Here is an 18,506-nt window from a genome sequence, read left to right on the forward strand (position 1 = left end):
TATACCATAAAAATAATCGTAAATGGGGAGATTGGTTTGCTTTGGATCCCATTTCCATAAAATCAGCAAATATAGAAGTAGTCGCAGGAGATAATTTCTTCTTGGTATGTGACCAAGACAATCGTACACTAATGCGCTATACATGGAATGCATTTACAAAACAATGGATTATAGAAGATATTAGTAGTGTTTTGCAAAGCGGAAACCCCAATGCAATTCCTTACCTTGTAGCTAGTAATAAATATTATGCAATATTAGATTACAATCCACAAACAGGAGGTGAACATCATAACGATTTCAGTCTATTTTATCAAGGGGATTTATACGAATGGAAAGCCGGTGCTACCACAACTTTAATCTTTACTATTGGAGGGATAAATCCAAAAGAAACATTTGGATTTACAGCCAGTTCTTCTTTTATAGCTTTGACGTTTATCACCAAAGAAGTTTCATTATCATTTGATTATACAGTGAAACTTATGCAATGGGATGAAACTTTTCAGAATTTAGAGATTACTGATTTTGATTATCGACTTGGAAAAACTAATCCTTCACAAGCAATTACAGTTCCGTTTATGGCTAAAATAGTTGCAAATACAATGGTAGCCTCTGGTCCTAATTTACTGCGTTTTAATGGGGAAAAGTGGTTACAAAATGACAATCTATCTTACAGAAGTACTTTTAGTGATCAAGATATCAATTGGTTTGCTTATGGAAATGATTACGCATTGTACACGAGCAATAGAGAATTTGCTAGCGATTCCAAGCTATTGAGTTTTGATCCTACTATAAACTCATTTGAATGGGATAATGAGTCCGCTGTCTTACTTAAAAAGGAAGGTACTACTTCTAATCGAAAGATTCACTATTTCCCAACAGCTGGAACTGATATTGCAACAATGGGAAATAAAGTATATAATCGTGGATCGCAAACGAATTGGGAAAATGCAATTACTCCATATCAAGAACTACCTAAAGATATTAATAGTGCCACGATGATCAATCAAGGCCCGCAATTTTTAGCATATCTCAATACAGATGTAAACGGATATCCTAAAAGCGCATCTGTATGGACGCTTCAAAATCAATTCTTAGGTCATGAAGAAGTTATAGAACAACGATTCTTTACACCAATTGACAGCCAAGGTATGATCAATAGAAATACCAATGGACAATATCCTGCGGGCGCATCTACTTTTGTAACATCTTTACCTTTAAACAAAGAATTCAAAGATGCAGATAGCATTACCATACATCGTTATCTAGAAGGCACCATACAAGGAAAAGTAGTGGATTATTGTGTAGATACTATGTCTCGAAATAATGGTTATGAAACAAATACTACAAAATATGTTTTTGACTTAAATTCTGCTACATGTGATCCATCAGGAACAGTCGTTAAATATTACAAAAGCTTCTATTATCCGGGAACAGACGCTATCGATAACCCTGAATTTGGTCATGTAGAAAACATCTACTATAATGATTTAGTATTAAATAGTTTAACCCAAAAAAGTCTCAACTTAAAAACGAGTACTATCGATACCAAATCTAGTAGTTTGTTAGATGGGCAACTTATCAATCGTAGAACTTATGACAAAGCAGGAAAAGTTTTATCAGAAGAAATTTCAGAACTACAAACATTTACACAGATTACGGTAGACGGAGAACAAATTGATCTTTTTGGTGGTTTTGTGAGGTCAAAAAGTGAAACAAACATTGATGATGGTTTAGAAAAAACTACCCAATACACGTATGATCCTACATATGGAAAACTAATTCTCGAAGAATACGAAAATGTAAACGGAGATGGCAAAATAGAAACACTTCGCACCTATTACACATATGCTTACCAAGCATATTCTTGGTTTTTGCAACGCAATGCAATAGACATCTCATTATCGCAATTCAGTAGCGTCATTCCATCAGGAACTACTTCAGAGGTATGTACTGCGGGTAGCTTGCAAACATATGCACCTGCTACAGTAGTTTTTCCTGACAATACCGAAAAACCCGTTTGGTGTACTTCAAAAGCGTATGTATTGACAAAGGAGTTAGATATTTCATCCTTTATCAACAATTTACCCGAATCTATAGAAAGTACTGAATCAGATTGGCAATTGGTAAACACAGTATTAAAACGCACTCCTTATGGAGTTATTTCTCAAGAAAAAGATGTCTCTGGAAAAGTAGAAACCACCTTTTTTGATCGAGAAGAGATTCATAAAACAGCTTCTTTTGTAAATGCTGGTACTAATCAAAGTTTCTATACTGGTTTTGAAGCCTATGAGTGTTATGAACAAGATTGGAAACTAAGCGGAAATAGTCAAAATTTTAAAGAAGCTTTATTAAATGGAGATGCTTTTACTGGCTACACAAGTCTACAATTACAGGCTGGAACCACACTTACAAAAAACACAGAAATACGACCTGAAGAGAACTGTATTTTATCATCTTGGGTAAAATTAGAAAAAGAGTTTTTAACGGATGGCGGAAAGGCATATTGGCAAATAACCACTTCTAAAGGTATTCAGCACATAGAAATCGATGTTGAGGAAGAAGAAAAGTGGATTTATTGGCAAACGGTTGTTGCTTCTGATAATGAAAAAATGTCTTTAGCACTTGTAAATGCCAAAACACAAAAGTCTATAGCTCTTAATAACATTACGTTTACTCCTATTGTCGGACAAGTTTCTATCAGTGTTTATAATGAGTATAAAATCGAAATTGCCAAAGTTGGAGCAAATGCAGATGTAATACGTTATGCTTATGACGCAGTACACGATAAGATTGCAGAAATTGGCCCTTCAGAAAATACTAAAAACGGAAGTCTTGCTTACAGAGTGCGTCAATGGGATACTGCTACAGATTTCACATTCCCTCAAGATGACCCAAACAGCTTATGTATAATAGCTGCTAGTCAAGGCGGAATTTATGAAACTTTTACCAATGGTTCTCAAATTTGGGAACAATGGGTTCCTGAAAATGCAAAGCTTTGGTCCACTAAGCGAGGGAATTTACTCTATAAAGGATCTGAAAAAGATACCATTGCTTGGACTGAAACAAAAGATCAAAAAAACTTTGCGCTGCTTTTCTCGCTTCTTGTAAAGGATACACAAAGCTCAATGTTTGAAGTTAGTTTTGGGGAAAATATACAAACTTCATGGTCAGCTACAGCTGGTTGGTCATTAATAATTGATGGAAATACTTCTCAAAATACACAGGCAAAAAATGCTCCGATCAACGTATGTTTATTGCCCATAGGAAAAACATTTTATGTCTTTGCAGATGGAAAACAAATCTTTGCTGAAAAAAGTCAATCAACACTTTCAGGTACGATGAGTTTGACGGCTCTTGGAGAAATTTCTTTTTCCAATATGGCAACCTATCAAACACCACAAGCGTCCATAGCTTATAAAAACGGAGATGCTAAAGACATCCAACTACAAGTTATGGGAGCAGAAAACTGTTTGGTTAGAGAAAAAATATACAATGCCTTATCCTCACAAACTATTGAAACTAAAATAGCAGGGTTTACAGATACTGCATTTGGCTACAGACCAAATTTTGTAACAGGAATAAACTGGACTACTGGTATAATGACAGGTGAAGTGAACGATTTTTATCCTGATGATCAAGGATATCCATACAGTAGAACACTATTTGAAGCATCTCCTTTAAAACGCCCTATAAAATCTGGCTTACCTGGAAAAGACTTTGCGATCACTGAAACCAATACACATGTCGGTGTATATCGTTATGGTATAGAAGACCAAAAACGAATTGCAGGAATCAATTTTGTAAAAGGATACTATGTAGTGAATTTAGTCATGGATTCTGACGGAGCACAAGTCTACGAACTTAAAGATCGATCAGGAAAAGTCTTAGCCAAACAAACAGATGCCAAAAACGAAGCATCACCAATTATAAGTGCTACGCAACAAGTATATGATGCTAAAGGGAATATAATACAAATTCTTCCTCCTAATTATTTTGGGATGTCATCAAATCAAGAAGATTATAGCATTCATAAGTCGTATAATTTCTTGAATCAGATTACTCAGGTAGATACGCCAGATTCTGGAATAGCAAAATTTATATATGACACTTCTGGTCAAGTACGATTTAGTATAAATGCATTAAATCAAGTTGCTGGAACCATTGCCTACAAAAAATATGACATTTTAGGACGTATTACCGAAGAAGGAACATTTCCTGGAACTTGGGCAGACGGTTCTGAATGGCAAAAGTTAGCCAACACAGATCCTAACTATCCAAATGTTACTACTTGGAGTAAACGTAATGAGTATGACGGAGATGGAAACAATCCAACACTAATAGGACGTTTATGGAAAACGTATAGTCAATCTAATAAGCAAAAAGTAACCAATGGATATGAATATGATACATACGGAAATACTACGGTATCTTCCCTACTCATTGAAGGAGCGAAAGAACAAAAAACAAGTTATAAATATGACAATCTAGGAAATGTTTTATCTATTCAATATCCTGAAAATTCACCTGTACCAAAAGTTACATATCAATACAATATTTTGGGACAAAACACAGACATAGGAACACCCGATATTGTAGATAAATTTGCAAAATATACGTACAATGCTGATGGAAGTATTGCTTCTGAAGTATTTAATCCAACTAGTACAACAGCTGTAGAACGAAAAATTGAATACAATTCACCGGGATGGATTAAAGAAATTATGAATCAATTTTCAGATAAAAATCCTATTCTAAAACTAGGATACTTGTATACTAGTGGAGGTTTTGAAGATTCAAAATATTTCAACGGAAGTATCGCCCATGCTGCTACTACAAATTATATGAAAGCTGAAAATTCATTTGATTATCGCTTTAAATATAATAATGTTGGACAACTTGTAGCAGCAGAACATAGCAGCAATGCTAATTATAATCTTGGCGTCATTACACCAACTACATATGATCCTAATGGAAATGTTGAAACCATTACTTCAAAAAATGAAACCTTGAAATATACCTATAATTCTGGTACGAATAAAGTAACGCAAGTCAACTCTGCCAACAAGGAAATTAACAGAATCTATGGATATGACTCGTATGGAAATATCATCAAATCTTCAGCTAATGCTATTGAAAAGATTGAATATGATACGCTAACAAATCTTCCGCTACATATTAAATTGCAGGAAGGAAAAGAGCAATCCTATGCATACAATGGTCTGCAACAGCGTGTTCTAAAAAACACCATAGATGGTCAACAAAAAATATATGTGCATGGACTTAATGATTTACCATTAGTAGAGATTACCAAAGATATTGTTCAATATATGTATGGTGTTGGAGGTCTTATTGGAATGCTTACAAACGATGGCACATTCTTCATGCTAAAAGATCAACAAGGTTCTATTCGTGCTGTAGTGAATAAAACAGGCACAGTTGAAGCTATGTTAGATTATCTACCTTTTGGACAAACCATGGCAAATAGTTATGGAGACATAACCCGCTTTACATATTTATTTACAGGACAAGAATTTGAAGCTGAAATAAATCTGTATAACTATCGGGCAAGAATGTATGATCCGCAATTGTGTCGTTTCTATTCTGTAGACCCAAAATTTCAATACGGGAGTCCATTTGCATATTGCAATAACAATCCTATCAATTTATCTGATCCATCAGGAGAAATTGCAACATTCTTGGTCATCCTAATTGTTGGTGCTGTCATCGGTGCTGCTGTTGGAGGTGGTGTTGCTGCTTATACTGGAACAAAAGCAGGTATATCTGGAGGAGCATTAGCAGGCTACATCTTTGCTGGAGCTGGAATTGGAGCCGTTGCTGGCGCATTATCTGCTGCTGGAGGTGTTGGCGCTTTTGCCGCAGGATCTGCCGCAGCCGCAGCCGCCACAACTACAACTGGAGGAATCATTGCTGGTGTAGCAGCAGGTGCAGGTGTTGGCGCTGCCGTAGGTGCTGCTGTTGGAGGAGCACAAGGAGTAAGTCAATACTTTGTCAATGATGCTTTTGGTGTACAAAACAGTGGGAGTTGGCAAAATGTCTTGTTAAAAGGGTCTGTCACTGGAGCAGTCGGAGGCGCAATCGCTGGTGGAATTGCTGGTGGAGGCGGTGCATTAGCAACCATTCAGTCTCTACGTTTTGAACAATTAGGAAATACAAACTTAACCTATAGCTATAAATCCTTAACACAAGTAAGCGATGCTTATAGTTCTTTTGGTTCTATGGGAGTTATTCCACTTCCTTCATTTGTGAGTAAAGTTCCAAATGTAAGCGTACCAATAATTGGTGGATTACAATCATTTGTACTCGGTAAATTTGCACTTCCTACCTTAGGAAGCGGTGTAGCTGCATTGACAAAACAAGCAGTTAACGCAATGGCTTTCTCATCTTCAGAAGCAGCAGATACCAAAAACACTAATAATTCTAAAAGTGGAACTGCAACAACTTCTAGTACTAACGAATATTATGCGGCTAAATCCTATAATCCAGCAATACAAGGAAGTGTAGGATCGCAAACAGCATTATTCTTAAATCCTTCCTATTGGAACGCTACTAATGAATAATTGTTGAAGCACAGATATAATCCTTAAAAAGATAGGTTAGATACATTTAAAATACGTCTAGCCTATCTTTTTATCTTTCATAATTCTAAAGGATAAACATTTATAACCTCAAAGATAAAATTGTTAAATACGGTTTTACCGTTTTGAAATGGGCAGTAAATAGTTGATTTTTGTGTTTTAACCAATCCAAAAACCATAATGTTTCGATTTTCTAATTTCATCCTTGCTGTATATTGTCTGAGTTTTTTAACGATGAATGCACAAGAGAAACCTTCTCTTTCCTATTACTTACCAAAAGATGTTACATATAACAAAACGATTCCCACTCCAGAAAGTGTTTTGGGACATGAAGTTGGTAAATGGCATGTAACTCATGATAAGTTGGTGATGTATATGAAGACATTGGCAGCGAGTTCAGATCGAATTACAATAGAAGATCGCGGAAAGACTTTTGAAGATCGTCCATTATTATTATTAACGGTGACTTCACCTGAAAATCATCAGAATATTGAACGTATTCGCCAAGAGCATGTGAGTTTGACCGAAACCAGCGGCGCTAATGCTCAAATTAGCAATATGCCAATTGTAGTGTATCAAGGATTTTCTATTCATGGAAATGAAGCTAGCGGAAGTAATGCTGCCTTGCTCCTTGCCTATTATTTGGCTGCTGCCGAAGGAACTCAGATTGATGCTTTGTTAAAAAATACTGTAATTCTACTAGATCCATGTTTCAATCCTGATGGATTACAACGCTTTGCAAGTTGGGTGAATGTGCATAAAAGCAAACATTTGATTAGCGACCCGCAAGATAGAGAATTTGATGAGGCTTGGCCACGTGGACGCACAAATCACTATTGGTTTGATATGAACAGAGATTGGTTACCTGTACAATTGCCAGAATCGAGAGCACGTATAAAAACTTTTCATAATTGGATGCCAAACATTTTGACAGATCATCATGAAATGGGTTCTAATTCAACCTTTTTCTTTCAACCAGGAATTCCATCTCGTACACATCCGTTAACGCCACAGATGAATCAAGATTTAACGAAGGAGATTGCTACTTACCATGCCAAAGCCTTTGATAAGATTGGTTCCTTGTATTATACTGAAGAGAGTTTTGATGATTTTTATTATGGAAAAGGTTCTACATTTCCAGATATTAACGGAAGTATTGGGATTTTGTTTGAACAAGGAAGTGCTCGCGGACATATTCAGGAGAGTGAAAATGGTTTGGTGACGTTTCCTTTTGCCATTCGAAATCAATTTACAGCGTCATTATCTACGCTAGAAGCAGCTAAAAACATGCGCACGACTATTTTACGATACCAAAGACAGTTTTATGAAAATGCACGAAAAGAGGCTTCACGAACTACCGCAAAAGCCTATATTTTTGGAGATGAGAAAGATGCTGCAAAAGCTTATCACTTAGCCGAAATTTTAAAGCGTCATAACATTGCGATTCACGAAATACAAAATGATGTTACGGTAAACGGCACAAAATACAAGAAAGGTGCAAGTTATGTGGTGCCAAGAAATCAACGTCAACACCGATTGATAAATGCTATTTTTGAAAAGCGCACCAAGTTTCAAGACAGTCTATTTTACGATATTTCTGCATGGACATTTCCGTTAGCGTTTAACTTATCGTATGATTCATTATCGTCTTTAAGCAATGCTGGAAGTGAAATCGATGATTTGAAAGCACCATCAGGAAACCTTAACGGAAATGGTCAATATGCCTTTTTGTTTGAGTGGAATGAGTATTATTCCCCAAAGGCTTTAGCAAAGATTAGAGCAAAAGGACTGCGCGCCAAAGTTGCCATGAAACCATTTACCTTAGAAGATGTAGCGTATGATTATGGAACAATTATGGTTCCAGTGCAAAATCAGGTACTAAATTTACAAGAAATGCGTACATTTTTACGATCAGTAGCTAAAGAAAGTCACCTCAACATTACTGCCGTTTCTTCTGGATTGACAGAAGGAATTGATTTAGGAAGTAATAATTTTGAAGCTATTATTCAACCAAAAGTCGCGATGGTAATTGGCGATGGCATTACTTCGTATGATGCTGGAGAAATTTGGCATTTGTTTGATCAACGCTATGAAATTCCGTTGACAAAGTTAGATACACGCAATTTCGGAAGAATGAACTTGTCAAAATACACGCATATTATTTTACCTAACACCTACTCGCTTCCAAAAGATATTACTAATAAATTGAAAAATTGGGTTAAAAACGGGGGAACAATTATTGGTTATCGCAATGCAGTGCGTTATTTGAGTCAAAATAATTTTATCAAGTTAGATTTTAAGAAAACTGGGGTTGACGCAAAGAATGTCTCGTTTGAACAACGACAAGATCATAATGGTGCACAAGTAATTGGCGGAGCCATTTTTAATACGAAGATCGATCGTTCGCATCCAATTAATTTTGGCTATATCAAAGATGAATTGCCAATGTTTAGAAACACAACTGTTTTTGTGAATCCAAATGAGAAAAGCTATAACAATCCGATTCAGTATACGGATGCGCCATTACTAAGCGGTTATGTTTCTGAAGAGAATTTAGAACATTTAAAAAATAGTGTTCCTTTCCAAACCGTGCGTAGGGGACGTGGACGCGTGATTACGTTTACAGATAATACAAATTTTAGAGCGTTTTGGTACGGGACAAATAAGTTATTGATGAATGCAATTTTCTTTTCGAGGATGATGTGATTTAGATACGCTTTCGCAATAAGATATCACTGAGGAACTGTTAAATATAAGACCGCTTCGCTTTTAAACCGGACTTCGCGCTTTTAGACTAGTTTGTCTGTCTTTTTGTGGATTTGTCATGATGTTTTTTGAATCAAAACTCATAAACTTTATTTAATTTTGAATATTGAGTTGTTTTTTAAAAACACACTCTATTTTAAAATTTACAAATCAAAAGCTATTCAGAAACTACATAATGAAGAGCAAAAATGACTTGGCAATTTGTTTATCGTAGGATGTATATGTTATTTTAAAGTAACTGATTGGCGGGAATTCCTCTCGCTATGATGTACTACATACTAAAATTTGTTCGGATGATTTTCTAAATTTAATTCCGATAATCACTCTAACTTTGTTTTCTCACAAGGCTTACCTACCAAACAATCCATGCAATTTTGCAAAAACTTCTTTTGCATAGGCTTTGTTAAATGGAACATATTTTTTAGCAAGTTCAGCATCAGCCAGTTCTACTTCTACCTGTGCTAAAGGAAGTAATGTAACATCCGCAACTTCTTCTTCTTGGAGTGTTACATTTAGTGGAACATCTGGAATTTCACAGGCAAAAATAGTGATGAATTCTCGATCGCGATAGTCTTCCGCGTGCTGATAATCGATTCGGAAGCATCCAATTTGGTGCAAGTTTGAAGCTTTTACTATAACTCCTAGTTCCTCTTCTGCTTCACGAACTGCGGTATCTAATGCAGTTTCTCCTGCACTGATATGCCCTGCAACGGAAACATCCCAACAATTTGGAAAATTGGGTTTGATCGCTGCGCGTAATTGTAAAACCACTTTCCCTGTCTTGGTATACAACCATAAATGTGTTGTTGCATGAAAATATCCATGACGGTGTACTTCTTTTTTGGGAAGAATTTCACCTGTGGGCTTTCCATGTTCGTCTAGGATATCGATTAGTTCCATAGTTTTGGGTTTTGGGTAAAACTATTTTTTTATTTTACATTTTATACTAATTTCGTTGATTGTGGATTGTATCTAGCTTCTTTTATTTAGATGTTTAAACTTATAAATTACTTAACTCCTATTTGATTTTAAATATCTAATTATGAATGCTAAGTGGTTCTTTGTTAGAACTCACAACTCTCAACTTTTTACTAGTTACTTCAAACAAAAATACTTCTTATTTATAACTTCCGAGACATTCCATAAAACAAAAAAAGCACCTATTATTTAGATACTTTTTTATTGGACTTATTATATATATTTAAGAAATACGATATACCATAAACTATGATTGAGACAAAACTGTTCCAAATCCCTCATTAATAATCGGTGTCAAGGCACTAGACATTGCATCGACCACTTGTTGCCTAAACAATACAATAATCGCTTCTTTTAATTTTCCTGAAACTTTGTTAAAAATCCCTAACTCACCCGTAGAAACATCAAATCCATCATAATTAATTGATAAACCGCTAATAGTAATGGTTTTTAAGGATACTTCATTTCCATTAATACTGGCTTTAAAAGATCCTGTTGCAGTAGCAGTTATTCTATCTACATTTACTGAACCATTAATTTGTGTTTTAGGGATCCCATTTTTTGAGTAATCATCTACAATACCACCTATCTGAGCTAGGAAATTATTTCTTGAGCAAGCTGACATTGTTATTCCTCCTGTTAGTACATTTGAATTATTTTCCACATGTGTAACTTGCATATCATTGATATAAAAAAAACTTAACCCTGTCATGTTTTTAACGTTGTAATTAGCCTTAACTTTAGCATCAAAAATTCCAAGATTTACAGCACCGAAGTTCTGTTGTCCATGTGCTACTTGTCCCCATGGGTCCAAGTTTTTACTTTTAATATCTCCTCGATTTTCGTAATTGACTTTTGGTAAAATATTTCTAATACTAACATTTAAAAGTTCTAAAGTTGAATTATTCATAATTATATAGTCTTAAATTGATATCCACCAAATTTAATAGTATAACTTCTTTAGAGCTAGGATAAAATTACCTGATCTTATAAAGCAAGTTAATATATAGTATGGGTTTTCTGTGGGCTGCTTTACTTTGATAGATTTTGGTTTTTGGTTTTTGCAAAAAAACAAAAAACTATTAATAAAGAACTTAAAAACATAAACTTATCAAGATTTTTTATTTATATTTAGAGTCTCTCCCTCACAACACTTTTTTGTGAAAGTACTCATAGTAGCTACTTCATAATAATAATGTAACAACACTTTATATATTTAAAAGAGCTATGAAAAATAAATTCCTATTACCTATACTACTATTCATGTACAATTATGGGTTTACTCAAATTGCATTTGAAGAAAACATCATTTTTGAATCCATATCGTATTCCATTGAAGAGGTGTATGCCGCTGATATTGACGGTGACGGAGATATGGATATCTTATCTGCAGCTGATATGGGTGCTAGAATAGTTTGGCATAGAAATATTGATGGACAAGGGAACTATAGCACTCCAATAAATATCTCTGGTGCTGCTTTTGGATATGCAAAGCTACAAGCAAATGATTTGGATGGAGACGGTGACACAGATGTCCTAGCGGGGTTTTTAAATGGCAGAATCGTTTGGTATGAAAATACAGATGGGCAAGGCACATTTGGACCTGAACAGATAATTGATACGTTGGTATTTAGTGGTGGTAATGTATATACAAGTGATATAGATGGCGACGGTGATATAGATATCGCTACTTCAGTTTCTGATACTAACAAAATATCTTGGTACGAAAATACCGACGGACAAGGTAATTTTGGGAGTGTACAAGTTATCTCATCCGCTGCTTGGGGAATCGCTAGTTCGCATCTTGCCGATTTAGATGGTGACGGAGATGTAGACATACTCGTAACATCTACTGGTGATAATAGAGTATCTTGGCATGAAAATACTGATGGTCAAGGTACTTTTGGTCCACAACAAACCATCTCAACAACAGCAATTAATCCCGTATCTACTTATGCCAGCGATATAGATGGAGATGGTGATTTAGATGTGATTTCTGCTTCTAATAACACTAATAATTTGGCTTGGTATGAGAATACTGATGGACAAGGTACGTTTGGAAGCATACAAGTTATTGGGACTGTGTTTGGTACTGGTTGGGTGTTTTCAACCGACTTAGATGGTGATGGAGATATGGATGTGCTTTCAGCCACAACTTCTGGTTCTAGTATCCTTTCTTGGTATGAAAATACGGACGGACAAGGTACGTTTGGAACTCGACAATCATTAATAGGATTCTCCTCAGGGACGTATTCGTTTTCTCCTGCGGACATAGATGGTGATGGCGATTTAGATATGCTATCAGCAACTTCTGGGGTAGACGTTATAAATTCGTACGAAAATATAGATGGACAAGGGACTTTTGGAAGTCAAAAAAGTATAGCTCCCTTAATAAATCTACCAAGTTGCGTAATCGCGAATGATTTGGACGGAGATGGCGATATGGACATAGTAACGGCTTCTGATTTTGATGACAAAGTGGCTTGGTATGAAAATACCGATGGACAAGGTACTTTTGGTTCTCAACAAATTATTACTACAAATGCGGATAGAGTACGATGGGTGTATACAAGTGATTTGGATGGCGATGGTGATTTGGATATACTTTCTGCATCCAATAATGATAATAAAATAGCTTGGTACGAAAACACCGATGGACAAGGTACTTTTGGTACACAACAAATCATTACTACGAATGCTACTGCTGCAACATCAGTGTATGCTATAGATTTGGATGGTGATGGTGATATGGATGTACTTTCCGCTTCTTCAACAGATGATAAAATAGCTTGGTATGAAAATACCGATGGACAAGGTACTTTTGGTCCCCAACAAATAATTAGCACCAATGCTAATTTCGCAATAGTTGTTTATGCGGGTGATCTTGATGGTGACGGTGATATGGATGTACTTTCCGCTTCTGGATCGGATGGTAAAATAGCTTGGTATAAAAACACCGATGGGCAAGGTACTTTTAGTTCCCAACAAATCATCAGTACGAATTCAAATGGCATAAAATCAATCTATGCTACTGATATTGATGGCGATGGTGATATGGATGTAGTTTCAGGAGCAGCAAATAATAGTATTGACGTAGCTTGGTATGAAAATACCGACGGACAAGGTACTTTTGGAAGTCAACAGGTAATCTCAACAGCAATAAATAGCGTAGGATCTGTTTATGCAACAGATTTAGATAATGATGGCGATGTAGATGTTTTGGTGGGCACTATATTCGATGATTCCGTGATTTGGTTTGAAAATATAGATGGACAAGGTACTTTTGGTACACAACAAGATATTAATACTAATACAAATCATGTACGAGCGGTATATGCTGCTGATATTGATGGTGATGGAGATATGGATGTACTTTCTGCATCACAAGATGATGATAAAATTGCTTGGTTTAGAAATGTAGGTGTTTTTGCCAATGAAATCAACGGAGCTATTGCCATGGATGTAAATTTCAATGGTTGTGATGCGAGTGATCTTCCTATGGGGAACATTTTAGTGGAGACCACAGATGGCACTACGAGTTTATCTACTTTTACGAATATCAATGGCATATATCAACTATTCCCTGATGCTGGTAGTTATACTACTTCTATTGTATCACCAATACCTAATTATTATACGGTAACTCCTGCTTCGGCAACATCAAACTTTACAGGAGTAGGAAACATAGATACTACAGATTTTTGCATTGAACCTACAGGAATGCATAACGATTTGAATGTTACAATTTATCCATCTTTTGATGATCCTCGACCTGGTTTTGATACCAGCTATCAAATTGTGTATAACAATGTAGGTACAACCCAATTAAGTGGAAATATTACTTTTGAATTTGACAATTCTAAAATGCAATTTTTAAGTGCTAGTGAGACTGTAGCCTCACAAACTGCTAATATTTTAACTTTTAATTTTACAAACTTTAATCCGTTTGAAACGAGAACCATTGATTTAGAATTTAATGTATTTCCGCCTCCTACGACCAATATAGAGGAAATACTGTTATCTACTGCTACCATATCACCAATAGCAGGAGACGAAACGCAAGGCGATAATGTATTCAGTTTGAGACAAACTGTGATAGGTTCCTACGAACCTAATGATATTCGTGTACTTGAAGGTGATGAAGTTTTAATTGAAGACATTGACAAATACTTGCATTATATTATCCGTTTTCAAAATACAGGAACTGCAAGTGCTATCAATATTCGCGTAGAACATGTACTAGATGACAAATTGGACTGGGACACCATGCAATTGCAAAGCCTAAGTCATTCTGGACGTGTAGAAATTACAAATGGAAACAATATTGAGTTCATTTTTGATGGTATTTATTTACCTGATAGTACTACAGACGAACCGAATTCGCATGGTTATATTACCTTTAAGATAAAACCAAAAAGCGATGTCGTCTTAGGAGATATTATTAATGCAACGGCTGCTATTTATTTTGACTTTAATCCGCCGATCATCACCAATACTGCGATGACCGAAATTGTAGATCGCTTATCTGTTGATGGGTCTGAAGCCAATAAAGTAACCATTCATCCTAATCCTGCAAGTAGTACGTTAACCATCAACTCCAAAAAGAATATCAACACTGTTTTGGTGTTTGATTTAAATGGTAGATTGCTTGTAAAAAAGGAGCTCAGTACCTACAAACCAAATTATGAATTGGACGTGAAAAATTTATCCAGTGGCTTTTACTTTTTGGAAATCAAAACCGATACGGCAAGTGAAACTGTGAAGTTTATGAAGAGGTAGATGGGTACTTCCGCAAGTTCAGTGCGGCAGTTGTTGGTTCTTGGTTATGAAAATACTTTTTCATTTTATATTTCTTTTGTTTGTTGTCTTTTGGTCGCTGCGCTCTGTTGTCGTTTGTAGGATTGTTTTATCTCTTAACTTGTAAACTTATATGATTCGTCACTGCGAGGAAGCATGAGTTGGCAGTCTGTCTCTAAGGAACGTCATTACGAGAAGTGCTAGCGACGAAGTAATCTGTGTGTTGCAAAACTCTTCTTTTTTTGATGAGAGAAATCATTTCAACTCTACTCAATATCTTTATATACAACTTAGGAGTCTGAGGGATTCTGAGACTCATTTGCCTTCCTCACAATCGCTTTGAGTCGCGCTTTAGTAGCTTCTTTCTCTTTGCGTACTTTGTTGAGCTTCCGTTGCATCAGCTTGGTATGCTTAGCTTTATTTTTAGTATTTTTTTGTTTAGTTTTTTTGGGCATTGTACTGTTTATTCATTCAACATATTTGTTTATTCCTAAATTTTAAAAGAAGATTTTTGCCTTATCCTAATGTGAATGAAATAAAAATACTTGTTGTTGATGTTGATTTAAAAAATATGCTAGTTTCATTCACATAATCACTGTTTGATTTCTTAATCGTTTGACTCGAAAATCTCAAAGATTTTCTTGAAACTTAATAGCTGAAGTTTCTTTACCCTTAAATTTAACAGCCAAGTTTTCTCTCGTAAATTTTCTTTTTCTATGAATTTCAATATGACACACAAAGTAAATTTTACCTTCGTTTGTTAACCTCTTGGTATTAATTTCAGCTCCTAAATCCCACATAAAGAATCTTTCACTTTCTATAGCATATAAATCGGTTAATAAATAAGTTTTATGGTCTTTAGTTACTGATCTTAAAACCCAGTACAAATCTACTCTTTTTTCATGGTCTTCTACGAAATGATATACTTTAGTAATTTTTAAGACTTTCAATTGGTTAACAATAAGATATTAAGTTTTTATCAACTTTACTTGAAGCGATGTTATTAGCTCCTCGACACACTGAAAGTAGTACAGGTATTGTCGTCAACAAAAAGAGGAATAGTTTGTTTCGTGTCATTTTGGTTAAATTGTTACCAACGGTTAGTATATAAAAAGTAGTGGGTTTTACATAGGGATTTACCAGTTTGGAACTACCATAAATTTATAAATTCATTTTTGAATAAGCATTTCATACGCTATTTACATAAACGATGTTTTTATGTTGGCTTTTTAACATGATTATTTTAGTGACAAATATGTAGTTTTAATTGCTTTTTTTTAGAATTCAGCTCATGCATTTACTCTGCTTTAAAATTTCTAATCATACGAAAAAGGGGAAGTCTTCATAAGTAATTTAACCTATTTATATAAAACAGAGAATTCTACTCTCATAAACATCATATAATCATGTGATATTTATAATGTAATCAAAATAAAAAATTCAATAGAGTAACTTCTATTGATTTGATCAAAGGCGGAATCTGAAAAGCCTATTTTAAATAGAGTAAGAGAAATTAAAATTTAATTATTATGAGTTTTGCTGATTGTGTTAAGAATAAAATGATTAATCATTATGGAGGTGAATTTAAAGATTGTATTGGTGCAGGGATAGCGACTAAAGAAGAAATGGAAGATGCGCTTAAATGCATTGCTGCAGCCAAAGGTTTAATTGACCCAGAAGCTTGGGTAGCTAAACAGTTAGTTTATTTTGCAGTATGGAGTGGAGAGTGTCTTTTTTAATTTCAATGAAACGTGCTATTTAGCCCCTTAACAAATAAGCTGTCTGAAAAGTAGAAACAGACAGCTTTTTTTGTACGCAAGTATTATTTTATTCCTTTTAAGAAATTTGTAGTTACTCCTATTTCCTTTGTTGCATCATTAATTAATTTTATCAGCTTAACTTTATGCTGATCTTCTAATTCCTTGACTACAAAATTTACCTTTAGCAATAGCTTTTTCAAAATAATAGTCGAGCTGTTACCACAAGACTTTTCAAAACTCTTAACGCATTGCTTTTCTGTATCGTTATCAAGTATATTCTTTTCAGCGCAATTTATTGTTCATGATTCAAGAGCGTTTCTAAAGTCTTTAATTGTTCGATATTTCTTCCAAACTAACAATCTTGTTTTTTTGACTTCTGAGTTTGCAGATTACAAAATCAAAGATTTGATATTAAAGATTAGCTTCTTCATTTTCATTTCTGGTAACGGTTATATAGCAGGAATTCCTGTTATTTCTTCAATTACAGATACCTTTTTATATTTATAAAAGTTACATAAACAAAAAGCTAACTTTATTTTTCGTTCTTGGAAAAAATCGCAAATAAACTGTTTTTGGTAAATAATTAGGTGTGTAGCATAGGGTATAAAATGGTTCTTAATACTTTTCAGTAGATGTTCGTATACTGCATATTATGAATCAAAAATGAAACAATTTGCTATTGTTGTATGAATACATGTATCATTATAAGAGTAATTCTAGTTTACACATGATTATATATTTTTATTAAAACCATTTTTCGATGATATGTACCTCAGCGTCTTTTACTCGGTAACTACCCTTTAGTTGCAATGTGCTTTTATCTTGATTTTCAACACCATAAGAATAAACCTTATAAATCTTGTCTTCTTCTATCGTTTCACCTGCCATAAAATCAAAGTCTGTTGCCAACTTATCACATCTGCTTATTTCATAGCGTTTACTACCTATTTGTGTGAAACTAGTTGGGTGAAATGTCAATTGTATCATGGAGGTATAATCGTTCCAACATGAATATTCGTTGTGTTTAATGAGTAGAACTCGTATTGATGTGTCGGTTACTACACATTTCTTGTATAGTAATTCTGAATAGGGATACAGTACATCCCAATGATCTTTTTGAATGGCTGGCATCAAATCCAATTTACGACCGTCTTGTAATGCAACTTCAAATGTATGTTTTACCAAAATATCTTGTGAAGAAAAGATAGGAGCTACTACTCGTGTATTAGAATTGTCAAACCATTGGTTTATTCCAGAACCTGTAAACATAAAACGTTCAGAAAAATTTACTTCACGTTCTTGATCGTTTGTATACATAACCAATTTACCACAGGTAACACCAGTATTTTCAAGCTTCCGATCGATTCCTGCATAAAGGTATAAGGTATCTGCCGAAAAAACCCCTTGCAGTTTTGTACTTTTACTTTTGTTGCCTTTGTAAAAATAACGCCCTTCCACATGCCTCATTGCATGATGTATGGAATAACACGGATCAACATTAACCTCTTCTTTCAAAAATGTTAACTCCAAGGTGATGTCGCCTTTACCCTGTATGGAGGTGTGAAATATCTTGTCAGATTCATTTTTAAATAGTATCTCTAGTTCTTTT

8 protein-coding genes are annotated in these 18,506 nt (G+C 34.8%); 4 read left to right on the top strand and 4 right to left on the bottom strand.

All coding sequences use genetic code 11. The annotated features are described in order from the left end of the window. Nucleotides 1–41: 41 nt before the first annotated feature. Nucleotides 42–6,578, top strand: a complete 6,537-nt coding sequence (locus MK119_RS13530) for an RHS repeat-associated core domain-containing protein (RefSeq protein WP_290679740.1) — start codon at nt 42–44, stop codon at nt 6,576–6,578. A gap of 252 nt (nt 6,579–6,830) precedes the next feature. Then, entirely contained in the window at nt 6,831–9,302 is a 2,472-nt protein-coding gene (locus MK119_RS13535; protein WP_290679742.1) for a M14 family metallopeptidase, read from the top strand. 408 nt (nt 9,303–9,710) lie between these two features. Here the strand turns inward: MK119_RS13535 and MK119_RS13540 are convergent, their stop codons facing one another. Continuing rightward, nucleotides 9,711–10,262, bottom strand: a complete 552-nt coding sequence (locus MK119_RS13540) for an NUDIX domain-containing protein (RefSeq protein ID WP_290679744.1) — start codon at nt 10,260–10,262, stop codon at nt 9,711–9,713. Nucleotides 10,263–10,587: 325 nt separating this feature from the next. Continuing rightward, nucleotides 10,588–11,250, bottom strand: coding sequence for a hypothetical protein (locus MK119_RS13545; RefSeq protein WP_290679746.1), 663 nt, complete (start codon nt 11,248–11,250; stop codon nt 10,588–10,590). Between the two features lie 317 nt (nt 11,251–11,567). On the opposite strand from MK119_RS13545, the gene MK119_RS13550 reads away from it, so the two are divergent. Next, on the top strand, nt 11,568–15,119 hold the full coding sequence (locus MK119_RS13550; RefSeq protein ID WP_290679748.1) for a T9SS type A sorting domain-containing protein: 3,552 nt from the start codon (nt 11,568–11,570) through the stop codon (nt 15,117–15,119). A 647-nt stretch (nt 15,120–15,766) separates the two neighbouring features. Here MK119_RS13550 and MK119_RS13555 read toward each other — a convergent pair. Then, the gene (locus MK119_RS13555; RefSeq protein ID WP_290679750.1) at nt 15,767–16,087 is read right to left on the bottom strand and encodes a hypothetical protein; all 321 of its coding nucleotides are present in this window, start codon (nt 16,085–16,087) and stop codon (nt 15,767–15,769) included. 579 nt (nt 16,088–16,666) lie between these two features. On the opposite strand from MK119_RS13555, the gene MK119_RS13560 reads away from it, so the two are divergent. Next, nucleotides 16,667–16,876: a hypothetical protein gene (locus MK119_RS13560; protein WP_290679752.1), complete on the top strand. Its 210-nt coding sequence runs from the start codon at nt 16,667–16,669 to the stop codon at nt 16,874–16,876. A gap of 765 nt (nt 16,877–17,641) precedes the next feature. Here the strand turns inward: MK119_RS13560 and MK119_RS13565 are convergent. Beyond that, the coding region (locus MK119_RS13565; protein ID WP_290679754.1) for a hypothetical protein at nt 17,642–18,506 on the bottom strand (865 nt) is incomplete at its 5' end.

Origin of the sequence: Kordia sp. (assembly GCF_022447245.1) — a bacterium.
Classification (GTDB): domain Bacteria; phylum Bacteroidota; class Bacteroidia; order Flavobacteriales; family Flavobacteriaceae; genus Kordia.

Bases quoted from the DNA above. Each gene is read 5' to 3' on its own strand.
- MK119_RS13535 (WP_290679742.1), top strand. From the start codon at position 6,831: ATGAATGCACAAGAGAAACCTTCTCTTTCCTATTACTTACCAAAAGAT.
- MK119_RS13540 (WP_290679744.1), bottom strand. From the start codon at position 10,262: ATGGAACTAATCGATATCCTAGACGAACATGGAAAGCCCACAGGTGAA.
- MK119_RS13550 (WP_290679748.1), top strand. From the start codon at position 11,568: ATGAAAAATAAATTCCTATTACCTATACTACTATTCATGTACAATTAT.
- MK119_RS13545 (WP_290679746.1), bottom strand. From the start codon at position 11,250: ATGAATAATTCAACTTTAGAACTTTTAAATGTTAGTATTAGAAATATT.
- MK119_RS13560 (WP_290679752.1), top strand. From the start codon at position 16,667: ATGAGTTTTGCTGATTGTGTTAAGAATAAAATGATTAATCATTATGGA.